We start from the raw sequence: 13,385 nt of genomic DNA on the forward strand, positions 1-13,385 counted from the left end.
TGCCCGACGGCCGCGCCTTCGTCACCGACGAGCGCCTGCGCCGCACCGTGGCGCTGGCGCTGGACGAAAGCCGCAGCCTGCGGCTGGCGCTGCTGGCGATCGAGCAGGCGCGTGCCGCCTACCGCATCGAGGCCGCCGACCGGCTGCCGACGGTGAACGCCAGCGGCGGACAGAGCGCGTCGCGCACGCCGGCCCAGGCCAGCAGCAGCGGCCAGGTCGTGCATGCGCGCAGCTACAGCGCCAACGTCGGCGTCTCGGCCTTCGAGCTGGACCTGTTCGGCCGCGTGCGCAACCTGTCCGATGCCGCGCTGGAAAGCTACCTGGCGACCGAGGAGGCGGCGCGCAGCACCCGCATCGCGCTCGTCGCCGAGGTCGCCAACGCCTGGCTGACGCTGCAGGCCGACCAGGCGCAGCTGGCGCTGGCGCGGCAGACGCTGGCGAGCCAGCGCCAGACCTACGACATGACGGCCCGGCGGCGTGAACTCGGCGCCGACTCGGCGCTGACGCTGGCGCAGGCGCAGACCTCGGTCGAAGCCGCGCGCCGCGATGCCGCCGCCTATGAAGCCACCGTCGCCCAGGACCTGAACGCACTGCGCCTGCTGGTCGGCACCGACGTGCCGGCCGACTGCCTGCCGGCGGCCGAAGCCGGCAGCAGCGCCGCCGCGCTGGTCGCCGTGCCCGAAGGCCTGCCGTCGACCGTGCTGCAGCGCCGGCCCGACGTGCTGGCGGCGGAGCACAAGCTGAAGGCGGCCAACGCCGACGTCGGTGCGGCGCGTGCGGCGCTGTTCCCGACGATCCAGCTCACCGCCTCGGCCGGCAGCGCCAGCCGCAGCCTGGGCGAGCTGTTCAAGGGCGGCGCCTGGTCGTTCGCGCCGTCGATCAGCCTGCCGCTGCTGGACGGCGGCGCCGCACGCGCCGGCGTCGACCAGGCGCGCGCGGCGCTGGCGATCCAGTTCGCGACCTACGAGCAGACGGTGCAGACCGCGTTCCGCGAGGTCGCCGACGCGCTGGCGGTGCGCGCCAGCATCGGTGAACGCCTGGACGCCCAGGCCGCGCTGGTGGACGCCGACGACCGTGCCTGGCGCCTGGCGCAGGCGCGCTGGCAGGGTGGCGCCGCGAGCTACCTCGAGGTGCTCGACGCCCAGCGCAGCCTGTACGCCGCGCAGCAGACGCTGATCAGCCTGCGCCTGGCCGAGCAGAGCAACCGCGTGCGGCTGTTCGAGGTGCTGGGCGGCGAATGGGGCGCCGGCGCGCAGCCGGCGTCCTGAAGCCGGCGCCGCGGCGCCGACCGTCCGGTCGAGCGCCACGACGCCTGGCGCCGGCTGGCGACCGCCGGCGCCCGCGGCCCCGCAGGCGCCGCGGCACGGGGCTAGAGTCGGGCGCACCGCCCCGCCCGCCATGCCCGCACCACCACTCGACACCTGCGCCACGGACACCCAGGCCGCCCGGCTGGGCCGCACGCTGCGCCTGTTCGGCCTGACCGCGCTGCTGTGCCTGCTGGTGGCCGCGGTGCTGACGCTGATCCCGCCGACGGCCGGCAGCTTCTGGCGCAACCTGTGGTTCTCGCAGTGGATCGGCCTGTGGGCGGCGGTCGCGGTGACGCTGCTGCGCCGGCTGCCCGGGCTGCAGCGCCTGCCGCGGCGTGCCGCGACCGCGCTGCGCCTGGCCGTGGCGCTGCCGCTGGGCTACGTGCTGGGTTACGCCTGCGCCTACGCGCTGCTGGGCGAGCCGGTGCGCGTCGTCGGCCTGCGCGACTACCAGGTGGCGGCCATCGTCGCCACCGTGCTGAGCGGCGGCTTCGTCACCTATCTGGCCTGGCTGCGCCAGCGTCTGGCCGACGAAGCGGCCGCGCGCCTGCTGGCGCAGAAGCTGGCGGTCGAGGCCGAGCTGCGCATGCTGCGCGCCCAGCTCGAGCCGCACATGCTGTTCAACACGCTGGCCAATCTGCGCTCGCTGGTCGACGAGGAGCCGGCGCAGGCACGGCACATGATCGACCTGCTGATCACGTACCTGCGCGCGGCGCTGGCCGGCTCGCGCACCGACACCAGCACGCTGCAGGCCGAGTTCGCACAGCTAGCCGCCTACCTCGAGATCATGGCGCTGCGCCTGGGCACGCGCCTGCGCTACCGGCTGGAGCTGCCCGCCGCGCTGCAGCAGGCGCGCGTCCCGCCGATGCTGCTGCAGCCGCTGGTGGAGAACGCGCTGAAACACGGAGTCGAACCCAAGGTCGGCGGCGCCGAACTCGTCGTCAGCGCCCGGCGCGACGACGACGGCGGCCTGCTGCTCGAAGTCGCCGACACCGGCCTGGGCCTGGCGCCCGGGCACGAGACCGAACCCGAGGCCGGCGGCTACGGCCTGGCGCACGTGCGCAGCCGCCTGCGCGCGCTCTACGGCGAAGGGGCCAGCCTGCAACTGGCGCCCCGGCAGCCCTGCGGCACCCGGGCCCGCGTGAGGATCCCCGCATGACGAACCCCGACACCCCGCTGGCGCTGATCGCCGAAGACGAACCGGTGCTGGCGCGCAGCCTGCAGCGGCTGCTGGCCCAGACCTGGCCCGGGCTGCGCCTGGCCGGCGTCGCCGAGGACGGGCTGGCGGCGACGGCGCAGGCGCTGGCGCTGCTGCCCGACATCCTGTTCCTGGACATCCGCATGCCCGGGCGCAGCGGGCTGGACGTGGCCGAGATCGTCGCCGACGACTGGCCCGAGGACCGGCCGACGCCGCTGCTGGTGTTCGTCACCGCCTTCGACGAGTTCGCCGTCGCCGCCTTCGAACGCGCCGCGGTCGACTACGTGCTCAAACCCGTGACGCCCGAGCGCCTGCACAAGACCGTCGCCCGGCTGCGCGAGCGCCTGGCCGCGCGTGCGCCGGTGGCGCAGGCCGGCGACGCCGCCGAGCAGCTGCGCACGGTGCAGGCCATCCAGGCGCCGCCGGCGACGGGCGACGAGCGCATCAAGGTCATCCGCGCCGGCGTCGGCAACACCGTGCGCATGATCCCGGTGGCCGAGGTCGTCTGCCTGGAAGCCACCGACAAGTACGTCAACGTCGTCACCGCCGACGGCGAGGCGCTGGTGCGCATGAGCCTGCGCGAGCTGGCCGCGCGCATCGTCGGCGCCGAGTTCACCCAGGTGCACCGCAGCGTCTACGTCGCCACCGGCCGCATCCGCAGCGCCACGCGCGACGAACTCGGCCACTACAGCCTGGCAGTCGATGGCCTGGCGCGGCCGCTCAAGGTGAGCCGCGCCTTCGCGCACCTGTTCCGGCCGATGTAGCCGGCACCTTTCGGTCGTGCCGGCCAACCGCTGGCGACGGCTGCGGCGCCTTCGTCGCATCGGCGTGGCCGCCGGCGGCGGCAGCCGACACAGTGGGCCCGTCGCCACCCACACCGCGCCTGCGCCGCAGCACCATGTTCCTCGACATCCTCCAACACACCCCGCGCTGGGTGTTCGTGCTGCTGGCCCTGCTGGTCTGGCTGGGCCTGCGGGCGTCGCGCCCGCACAGTGCCAGCCTGCGGCGCTGCGTCGCCGCGCCGCTGGCGCTGGCCGTGGTGTCGCTGCTGGGCAGCATCGACGCTTTCGGCGCCCGGCCGCTGGCGCTGCTGGCCTGGGCCCTGGCGCTGGCCGCGGCGGTCGGCCTGCAGCAGCGCCGCGTCGACACCTCGCGCGTGCAGTTCTCGGCCGAGACGGGGCGCTTCGAGCTGCCCGGCAGCTGGCTGCCGCTGGTCCTGATGCTGGCGATCTTCGCCGTCAAGTTCGCCGCCGGCGTGACGCTGGCGCTGCGCCCCGACAGCCGCCAGTGGCTGCCGTTCGTGCTGGGCATCAGCGCCGCCTACGGGATGTTCAGCGGCATCTTCCTGGGGCGCGCGACGGCCTTGTGGACGCTGGCGCGGCGCACGACGGCGCCGCTGCGGCAGGCGGCCTGAGGCCGGCCGCGGCTCAGGCCGGCGCCAGCGCGCCGGCCGCCAGAACCTGCGCCAGCGCCTTGGCGTGCTGGCGCAGTTCGGGCACCGCGATCGCTTCCCAGCGCTGCGCCTTCAGCATCGGGCCGATGTAGTACAGCCCTGGCACGCCGGGCATGCCGAACTGCTCGTCGACCAGCAGCCCCAGGCCCAGCGGGTCGGCCTGCAGCCAGCCGCGTGCGCACAAGGACGCGAGCAGCGGGTCGGCGCTGCCGGCGAGTGCGGCCGAGGCCCCGGTGCAGTTGACGACGGCGTCGAACGCCGCCTGGCGCATGCCGCCGCCGCGGCGCTGCCAGCGCACGCCGATGCGGCCGTCGGCGCCGCGCTGCAGCTGCTGCAGCCGGCCGGCCGCGAGCTCGACGCGGCCGGCTGCGGCCAAGGCCGTCAGGCGCGCGTGGATGCCGGGAGCCAGCCGGTGGCGGTGGCTGTCCCACCAGGGCTGCAGATGGCGCAGGAACTGGCGCCGGTCGCGCGCCGACAGGCGCTGCCACAGCGCCGGCGTCTGCGGGCGCATGCGGGCCATCACGTCGCGCCAGTCGCAGCCCTGGGCCGCGGCGTCGGCGATGGTGCGGCGCAGCGTGCGCAGCAGCGGCCGCAGCCGGGTCTCGTGCTGCCAGTCGGGCTGCGGCACCGAAGCCGGCTGCGGCTTGGCGTCGAGCCAGCGATGCGCCTGCGGCAGCAGGCCGCGGCGCGACAGCAGCGTCACCGGGCCGGCGTGGCCGCGGTCCTGCAGCGCCATCAGCACGTCGATCGCGCTCAGGCCAGTGCCCAGCACCAGCACTGCGGCGCCATCGGGCAAAGCCGCCTGCCAGCCGGGGGCGTAGGGGTCGGCGACGAAACCGGGTTCGTCCCAGTCGGCCCCGGGCAGCGCCACGCGGCGCGGCGGCAGGTGGCCGGTGGCCAGCACCACACGCTCGGCGGCCAGCGGCGGCAGGCCGGTGGCGGTGACGTGGAAGACGCGGCCGTCGTGTTCGATGGCACGCACCTCGGCGACGTGGCGCCGCAGCTCGACACCCCGCACGCGCGCCTCGGCTTCGGCCGCAGCCAGTTCGTCGGCGAAGTACTCGCCCAGCAGCATGCGCGGCACGAAGTCGCCGGCGCCGAAGGCCGGGAAGCGCTGCTGCAGCCACTGCACGAAAGCGTCGGGCCGGGCCGGGTCCAGCGCCAGCCCGCCCGCGGGCACGTTGAGCCAGTGGCTGGGGCTGCAGGTGCCGTAGGCCAGGCCGCGGCCGAAGCGGCCGCCGCGCTCCAGCAGGTGCACGCAGCTGCCCGCCGGCAGCAGCCGCAGCAGATGCACCACCACGGCCGCCCCGCTGAAGCCGGCGCCGACGACGGCGATGCGCAGCGGGGTCGCACCCGATATGACCGACGGAAATATGCTCATGACGCGAACGATGGTCTGTCGAGACACTCGACATCGGCAAGCGCTAATTCGGCATAAGCATCTGCGGCGGCTGCTGCGGGGCGGCGCCCCCAGGGCATGCTTCCATGCCTGCCGCGCCGCCCAGGTGCGCGCGGCCCTGCTCGAGACTGGTCCTTGGAGAACGCGGCCAGATGGTCAGTGGTTGAAGGGCGCCGGGACTACCGCCTGCGCGCAAGGCCGCCTTGGGGCGGACACTCAGGGCCGCCCAGGTGCTGGACGCGGCCCACGCGCTCAGCCGCGCGCTCGGCGCGCCACGCTGAGGGCTGCCGCACGCGGATGCCGGGCAGCAGCGGTTGCGCCGTCACCGCCGCGCTGCTGAACCCGCACCCGCACCACCGAAGATGCGCCGCGGCCCCGATGTGCCTTGCGGACAGAGGCTCGTGACGCGAACGATGTCCAGGGGCCATCGTGGACATCGCCAAGCTGTGCTGCGGCACATGCAACTGCGGCGGCCGGAAGCGGCCGCCGCAGCCGAGCTTGCCGCTGGGGGCACCGGAACACTAGGGTTGCGGCTGCGCCTGCACCGCCTCGGACCAGCCGCCGCCGAGCGCCTTGTACAGCGCGACGTCGTTGCTCAGTTGCGTGTACTGCGTGCTGATCAGCGACTGCCGCGCGCTGTACCAGGAACGCTGCGCCTCGAGCACCGGCAGGTAGCTGTCGACACCACGGCTGTAGCGTGCCAGCGAGAGCGTCAGCGCCCGCTCGCTGTGTTCGGATTGCAGGCGTTGCGCCTGCAGCTGTTCGCGCGTCGCGCTGCGTGTGGCCAGCGCATCGGCGACCTCGCGGAAGGCGGTCTGGATCGCCTTCTCGTACTGCGCCAGCGCGATGCCGCGGCCCGCCACCGCACTGTCGAGCTGCGCACGGTTGCTGCCGCCGTCGAAGATCGGCAGCGTGATCTGGGGGACGAAGCTCCAGGACTCGGCCCCGCCCTTGAACAGCCGCGACAGCTCGGCGCTGCTGGACCCGGCGGACCCGGTCAGCGAGATGCGGGGATAGAACGCCGCCCGCGCCGCGCCGATGTTGGCGGTGCTGCCACGCAGCTGGTGCTCCGCCTGCAGCACGTCCGGCCGCCGCAGCAGCAGCTCGGACGACAGCCCCACCGGCAGCGCCGGCAGCAGCGCGCGCTGTTCGTCCAGCGGGCTCGGCTGCAGCGCCGCCGGCACGTCCGAGCCGAGCAGCAGGACCAGCGCATTGCGGTCCCTGGCGACGGTGGCGTCATAGGCCGCGACGTCGGCCCGGGCGCTTTCGGCGCTGGCCTGGATCTGGCGCAGGCCCAGCTCCGTCTCGTAGCCACTGGCCACGCGCAGCCGCGTCAGCGCCAGCGTCTCCTCCTGGCTGCGCAGCGACTCGCGCGCCAGCGCCAGGCGCTGCAGATCGGCGGCCCAGCTCATGTAGCCGGTGGCGACGTTGGCGACCAGGCTGATCTGCGTCGTGCGGCGCGCCTGCTCGGTGCCCAGGTACTCCTGGAGCGCCTGCTCGCTGAGGTTGCGCACGCGGCCGAACAGGTCCAGCTCGTAGGCGCTGACGCCCAGGTTGGCGCTGTACTGGTGCGTGATGGCCTTGGAGCCGGTGCCTGACAGGCTGGCCGGCACGCGGGACTGGGTGCCGCTGCCGTTGGCGCTGAGGCTGGGCAGGCGCTCCGCGTCCTGGATGCGGTAGGTCGCGCGGGCCTGTTCGATGTTCAGCACCGCCACCCGCAGGTCGCGGTTGTTCTCCAGCGCCAGCTCGATCAGCGCACGCAGGCGGTCGTCGCCGAAGTAGTCCTGCCAACGGATCTCGTCGGCGGGTTTGACCGCAGTGGCGCCTTCGGTGGCGTTGACGGCGAAGCTCGCCGGCACCGGTGCCGCCGGGCGCTCGTAGTTCGGCGCGAGATTGGCACAGCCGCTGAGCGCGGCGGCCACCACGGCCAGCATCGGGAAAGGGATGCGGGGCATGTCAGTGAGCCTCCAGGGCGGGCGTCGCAGCGGGCTTGTCGTGTCGCACGAACAGCGTCTCCACGACGATGAAGAACAGCGGCACGAAGAAGATCGCGAGCACGGTGCCGGAGACCATGCCGCCGACGACCGCGGTGCCGAGCGCGTTCTGCGCGCCGGCGCCCGCTCCGGTGCTGAGCATCAGCGGCAGCACACCGAGGATGAAGGCCATCGAGGTCATCAGGATCGGGCGCAAGCGCTGGCCGGCCGCGATGACGGCGGCCTCGACCACGCCCTTGCCCTGCGCCACCAGTCCCTTGGCGAACTCGACGATCAGGATCGCGTTCTTGGACGCCAGCCCGACGGTGGTGAGCAGGCCGACCTGGAAGTACACGTCGTTCATCTTCCAGCTCAGCAGCGCCCCGGCCAGGGTGCCCAGCACGCCCAGCGGCACGACCATGATCACCGCCATCGGGATGGTCCAGCTCTCGTACAGCGCGGCCAGGCACAGGAACACGACCAGGATCGAGATGCTGTAGAGCACGCCGGCACGGCCGGCCGCCTCGCGCTCCTGGCGCGACAGGCCGGTCCATTCGTAGCCAATGCCCTTGGGCAGCTCGGCGACGTGCTTCTGCACCAGATCCAGCGCCTGGCTGCTGGACATCGCGCCCGGCAGCGCCATGCCCAGGATCTCGACCGACGGCACGCCGTTGTAGCGCTCCAGCCGCGGCGAATCGACCGTCCAGCGCGCGGTGGCGAAGGCCCCGAACGGAACCATGCTGCCGCTGCTGTTGCGCACATACCAGCGGTCGATGTCGGACGGCAGCATGCGGTACGGGGCGTCGGCCTGGAGGTAGACCTTCTTGACCCGGCCCCGGTCGGTGAAGTCGTTGACGTAGGCGCTGCCCCAGGCGGTGGACAAGGTGTCGTTGACGTCGGCCATCGACAGCCCCAGCGCCCCGACCTTCTCCTGGTCGATCTCGATCTTCATCTGCGGCGTGTCTTCGAGCCCGTTGGCCCGCACCGCCACGAGGCCGGGCTCCTTGCGCAGCGCGTCCAGCAGCTTGTTGCGCGCGGCCATCAAGGCGTCGTGCCCCAGGTTGCCGCGGTCCTGCAGCATCAGATCGAAGCCGCTGGCATTGCCGAGTTCGCTGACGGCCGGCGGCGTGAACATGAACACCGTGCCGTCACGCAGCTTGGACAGCGCCGCCATCGCCGCGCTGGACACTTTCTGTGCCGTCTGCTGCTTTCCCGGGCGCTCGTCCCAGGGCTTGAGCTTGGCGAAGACCAGGCCCATGTTCTGGCCGCTGCCGGCGAAGCTGAAGCCGGCGACGGTGAAGACCGACGCGACCGTGTCCTGGTGCTTCTGCAGGAACACATCCTCCACCGTCTTCAGCGTCTTCAGCGTGCGTTCCTGCGTCGCACCGGCGGGAAGCTGCACCACGCCCATCAGCGTCGCCTGGTCCTCGTCGGGCAGGAAGCCGCCGGGGAGCTTGGTGAAGACGAAGCCCACCAGCGCCACCAGCACCGCGTAGACCAGCATGAAGCGCCAGCGGCGGTCGGCGATGTTGCGCACGACGCCCTGGTAGCCGCGGTTGCTGCGGTCGAACAGCCGGTTGAAGGCGCCGAAGAAGCCGGTCGTCGCCAGCGCATGACCCTTGGCCGCGGGCTTGAGGATGGTGGCGCACAGCGCCGGCGTCAGGATCATCGCCACCAGCACCGACAGCGTCATCGCCGAGACGATGGTGACGGTGAACTGGCGGTAGATGACACCGGTGGAGCCGCCGAAGAAGGCCATCGGCACGAACACCGCCGCCAGCGACAGCGCGACCCCGACCAGCGCGCCGGATATCTGGCCCATGGACTTGCGCGTGGCTTCCAGCGGCGACAGGCCCTCTTCGCCCATCACGCGCTCGACGTTCTCCACCACGACGATGGCGTCGTCGACCAGCAGGCCGATCGCCAGCACCATCGCCAGCATGCTGAGCGTGTTGATCGAATAGCCGAACGCCGCCAGCACGCCGAAGGTGCCGAGCAGCACCACCGGCACCGCGATCGTCGGGATCAGCGTCGCCCGGAAGTTCTGCAGGAACAGATACATCACGAGGAACACCAGCACCACCGCTTCGACCAGGGTCTTGACCACTTCCTGGATCGACAGGCGCACGAACGGCGTCGTGTCGTAAGGCTTGACGACCTCGACGCCGGGCGGGAAGAACGGCCGCAGCTCCTCGACCTTGGCATCGATGGCGCGCACCGTGTCCAGCGCGTTGGCGCCGGTCGCCAGCTTCAGCGCCAGGCCGGTCGCCGGCTTGCCGTTGAAGCGCGCCACGGCCTCGTAGCTCTCGTTGCCGAGCTCGATGCGGGCGACGTCGCGCAGGCGCACGGTCGAGCCGTCGGCCTGGGTGCGCAGCAGGATGCGCTCGAACTCGGCCGCGGTCTTCAGCCGCGTCTGGGCGGTGATCGTCGCATTCAGCTGCTGGCCTTGCGCCGCCGGCAGCCCACCCAGCTGGCCGGCGGAGACCTGCGCGTTCTGCGCCGTGATCGCGTTCTTGACGTCCAGCGGCGTCAGCTTGAACTGGTTGAGCTTGTTCGGGTCGAGCCAGACGCGCATCGCGTACTGGGCACCGAACAGCTGGGTGTCGCCGACGCCCGAGACGCGGCTCAGCGGGTCCTGAAGGCTGGCGGCGACGTAGTCGGACAGGTCGGCGGCGCTCATGCTGCCGTCGGTCGACACGAAGGCCAGCACGTTCAGGAAGTTGGTCGCCGACTTCGTGACCTGCACGCCCTGCTGCTGCACTTCCTGCGGCAGCATCGGCGTCGCCAGCGCCAGCTTGTTCTGCACCTGGACCTGGGCGATGTCGGGGTCGGTCCCGGTCTCGAAGGTCAGGGTGATGGTGACGCTGCCCGAGGCGTCGCTGGTCGACGCGATGTAGGACAGACGGTCCAGACCCTTCATCTTCTGCTCGATGATCTGGGTGACCGTGTCCTCCAGCGTCTTGGCCGAAGCACCGGGGTAACGCGCGTTGATCGCCACGGCCGGCGGCGCGATGGTCGGGTACTGCGCAATCGGCAGCGTGTTGATGGCCATGATGCCGGCCAGCATCACGATGATCGCCAGAACCCAGGCGAAGACGGGACGATCGATGAAGAAGCGTGCCACGCGAACCTCCGGCTGCGGTCAGTTCGCCGATGCCGGGGACGACGCGGCGGCGGCGGCCCCCGGGGCGGCGCCCAGCGGCTTGGGATCGACGACGCTGGCGGGACGAGCCTTGTCCTGCCCTTCGACGACCACCCGTTCACCGGCCTTCAGGCCCGAGGTGATCAGCCACTGGCCGCCGATCGCACGGTCGGCCTGCACATGGCGCCGCTCGAGCTTGTTGTCGGCACCGACGACGTGGATCACAGGCCGGCCGCTTTCGTCGCGGGTCACGGCGGGTTGCGGCACGAGCAGCGCGTCCGGCAGCACGCCTTCCTCGACCACGGCACGCACGAACATGCCGGGCAGCAACAAGCCCTTCGGGTTCGGGAACTCGGCGCGCAGCGTGACGGCACCGGTCGCCTGGTCGACCGTCACCTCCGAGACCTTCAGCCGCCCTTCCAGCGCATAGGTGGCGCCGTTCTCGAGTAGCAGCCTGGCCTTGGTCGAGCCGGGCTTGAGCCGGCCGGCGGCGATGGCCTGGCTCAGCGACAGCATCTGCGAGCTGTCCTGGGTGACGTCGACGTACACCGGGTCCAGCCGCTGCACCGTGGACAGCGCGGTCGTCTGGTTGGCGGTGACCAGGGCGCCCTGGGTCACGGTCGAGCGACCGATTCGCCCCGCGATGGGCGCGAGCACACGGGTGTAGTCGAGGTTGATGCGCTGCTGCTCCAGCGTCGCCTTGGCCGACGCCACGTCGGCCTCGGCCTGCAGCAGCGAGGCCGCGGCGTCGTCCGCGTCCTGCTGACTCGCTGCCTTCATCGCCGCCAGCTCCTGCAGGCGGTGCGACTTGAGCCGGGCGACGACCAGGTTGGCCTGCACCTTGTCGAGCGCGGCCTTGGCGCTGTCCACCGACGCGCGGTAGGTCGCCGGGTCGATCTGGTAGAGCAACTGGCCTGCCTTCACCACGCTGCCTTCGGTAAAGCTGCGCGCCAGGATGATGCCGGTGACCTGCGGCCTGACCTCGGCCACCTCCGTCGACGCGATCCGGCCGGGCAGTTCCGTGACCAGCGGCAACACCTGGGGAGCAGCCACGATCACACCCACTTCCGGCGTGCCCGCTACCCCACCGCCGGGCGCCCCCGGCGGGTCACCGCAGGCACTGAGAACAGCGCAGGCGGCCCCGATCAAGGTGATCGACGCAGCGGTTCGGGGCAGACGGGGCGCAGAACGCAGGGACATGTTGAAACTCCACGAAAGGCGTCGAACGCCCGACTCGCCGCAATGGCAGCAAAACTGTACTGTACGGTTCATTATTGGTTTGACGCCCGCTGCCGTCAAGCCAATAATGAACACACTGGTTCATTTATGGGGCACGCGTGAAAGTCCGCACACCCGCGCGACGCGAGGCCATCCTCGAAGCCGCGCGCAAGGTCTTCCTCGAGATCGGCTATGAACGCGCCTCGATGTCCGAGATCGCCCGCCGGGTGGGCGGCTCCAAGGCGACGCTGTACAGCTACTTTCCGTGCAAGGCGACGCTCTTCGTCGCCGCGGCCCATGCCGAAGGCCGCCGGGTGATGGAAGCCAGCACCCGCGAACTGGAGCACAGCGCCGCCGAGGATCTGCACGCCGCGCTGCTGAGCCTGGGCACGGACCTCGTGGGCTTCCTGAGTTCCGCCAACACGGTGGCGGCGCACCGGATGATCCTGGCCGAGGCCGGCCGCTCGGACATCGGTCACGCCTTCTACGAGCAGGGGCCGCTGATCGGCATCACCCGGCTCGCCGACACGCTGCATGCGGCCATGCGCCGCGGTGAACTGCGAGAAGCCGACCCCCTGGTCGCAGCGCACCACCTGCACAGCCTGCTGTCCGCAGAACTGCAACCCATGTGGTACGAGCAGACGGTGCCGGCGCTCCCGCCCGATCGATGCAAGGCCATCGCACAGAACGCGGTGGACGTGTTCATGCGCGGTTATCGCGCCTGAGCGCGCGCCCGCGGCACACGAGCTCATGCTCGACGAAAGCGTGTGTCGATATCATCATTGCCATTTTCATCACTTGCGTGCGAAGCGATGAACTTACTGAGCCCGGACGAAAAATCCAGCTCAGAAATAGGCAACTCGTTCACAGTGCCGGCCGCCTGCCGGACCGGCATCAGCAGGCAGGCGCGAACCGGCGCCCGGCGCCTTAAGGGGCAGACCAGCCAGATCCTGGACGTGCCGCGGCCTCAACTGTGGCTCGCCCCCTCAACCCTCCGCCCCCACCCACTCCCGTATCCGCGCGATCTCCTCCCCATCCAGCACCTTCTGCTCGCGCTCGCACAGGAACAGCACCTGGTTGACCAGGCGCGAGCTGAGCGTCGGCACGCTGTCGTTGCCTTGCCCGAAGACGTGGCCGTTGAGCTGCATGCCGCGTACCAGGAAGCTGACGTCGCGCTGGCGCACGCGGATGCCGGCGGCTTCCAGGCAGCGGCTGCAGACCTGGTGCGCGGTGGCGCCCGACTCGAAGCCGCGTTCGGCCAGCAGTTCCGACAGCGTGCGGATCACGAGCTTCAGGTCCTGAGGCGCCAGCATCGGCGCGCCGGTCAGCGAGCAGACCTCGCGCACGACGGCGAAGGTACCGGCGCTGCCGAACCACGACGACTCCGGGTCCTGCTCGGCGGCGCCGGCTTCGACCTCGTGGCGCGCCGGGTCCAGGATGCGCCCGCCCGAGCCGCTGACCCACAGCAGCCGCGACAGCCCCAGCGAGCGGAAGAAGGCCTTGAACGTGCCGCCGCCGTTCCAGTTCTCCATGATGTCGGGGTGCTCCTGGCGCAGCCGCAACGCCAGCATGCCGGCGCTCACCGGCAGCGCCGACTCGTCCACCGTCGCCCAGATGCGCGTGGCGATCAGCGCCAGCTCGTCCTCGCTCGCCGGGCGCGGGGTCTCGCGCAGCGGCTCGGGCCGCGGCGCCGGG

General features: G+C 71.8%; 9 protein-coding genes and 1 pseudogene. 5 read left to right on the top strand and 5 right to left on the bottom strand.

Annotated features, from left to right (window positions below):
- From CKO43_RS22300 to CKO43_RS22315, 4 genes are all read left to right on the top strand, one after another.
- Positions 1-1,268: efflux transporter outer membrane subunit (locus CKO43_RS22300; protein WP_200380013.1), on the top strand; the 1,268-nt coding region annotated here is incomplete at its 5' end.
- A gap of 130 nt (positions 1,269-1,398) precedes the next feature.
- The gene (locus CKO43_RS22305; RefSeq protein ID WP_200380014.1) at positions 1,399-2,466 is read left to right on the top strand and encodes a sensor histidine kinase; all 1,068 of its coding nucleotides are present in this window, start codon (positions 1,399-1,401) and stop codon (positions 2,464-2,466) included.
- A complete protein-coding gene (locus tag CKO43_RS22310) occupies positions 2,463-3,269 on the top strand; it encodes a LytR/AlgR family response regulator transcription factor (RefSeq protein ID WP_200380015.1) in 807 nt (268 codons plus the stop codon). The genes CKO43_RS22305 and CKO43_RS22310 overlap by 4 nt, the downstream gene beginning before the upstream one ends.
- 134 nt (positions 3,270-3,403) lie before the next feature.
- A complete protein-coding gene (locus tag CKO43_RS22315; RefSeq protein ID WP_200231707.1) occupies positions 3,404-3,919 on the top strand; it encodes a DUF6622 family protein in 516 nt (171 codons plus the stop codon).
- A gap of 13 nt (positions 3,920-3,932) precedes the next feature.
- Here the strand turns inward: CKO43_RS22315 and CKO43_RS22320 are convergent, their stop codons facing one another.
- The 4 genes from CKO43_RS22320 to CKO43_RS22335 all read right to left on the bottom strand — a co-directional run bounded on the left by CKO43_RS22320 (position 3,933) and on the right by CKO43_RS22335 (position 11,672).
- Complete coding sequence (locus CKO43_RS22320; RefSeq protein ID WP_200380016.1) at positions 3,933-5,339, bottom strand: FAD/NAD(P)-binding protein; 1,407 nt, start codon at positions 5,337-5,339, stop codon at positions 3,933-3,935.
- Between the two features lie 539 nt (positions 5,340-5,878).
- Positions 5,879-7,312 carry an efflux transporter outer membrane subunit gene (locus CKO43_RS22325; RefSeq protein WP_200380017.1) on the bottom strand — a complete coding sequence of 478 codons (1,434 nt, stop codon included), beginning with the start codon at positions 7,310-7,312 and terminating at the stop codon, positions 5,879-5,881.
- A gap of 1 nt (position 7,313) precedes the next feature.
- A complete protein-coding gene (locus CKO43_RS22330; protein ID WP_200380018.1) occupies positions 7,314-10,454 on the bottom strand; it encodes an efflux RND transporter permease subunit in 3,141 nt (1,046 codons plus the stop codon).
- Between the two features lie 18 nt (positions 10,455-10,472).
- Positions 10,473-11,672 (bottom strand): efflux RND transporter periplasmic adaptor subunit, encoded by a 1,200-nt coding sequence (locus CKO43_RS22335; RefSeq protein ID WP_200380019.1) that lies wholly within the window; start codon positions 11,670-11,672, stop codon positions 10,473-10,475.
- A 137-nt stretch (positions 11,673-11,809) separates the two neighbouring features.
- Between CKO43_RS22335 and CKO43_RS22340 the strand changes: the two genes are divergently transcribed.
- Positions 11,810-12,415 carry a TetR/AcrR family transcriptional regulator C-terminal domain-containing protein gene (locus tag CKO43_RS22340; protein ID WP_200380020.1) on the top strand — a complete coding sequence of 202 codons (606 nt, stop codon included), beginning with the start codon at positions 11,810-11,812 and terminating at the stop codon, positions 12,413-12,415.
- A 261-nt stretch (positions 12,416-12,676) separates the two neighbouring features.
- Here the strand turns inward: CKO43_RS22340 and CKO43_RS22345 are convergent.
- Positions 12,677-13,385: pseudogene (locus CKO43_RS22345) on the bottom strand (NYN domain-containing protein); the annotation flags it as partial.

The sequence above is a fragment of the Rubrivivax gelatinosus genome (genome assembly GCF_016583785.1).
Taxonomy (GTDB): Bacteria; Pseudomonadota; Gammaproteobacteria; order Burkholderiales; family Burkholderiaceae_C; genus Rubrivivax; species Rubrivivax gelatinosus_B.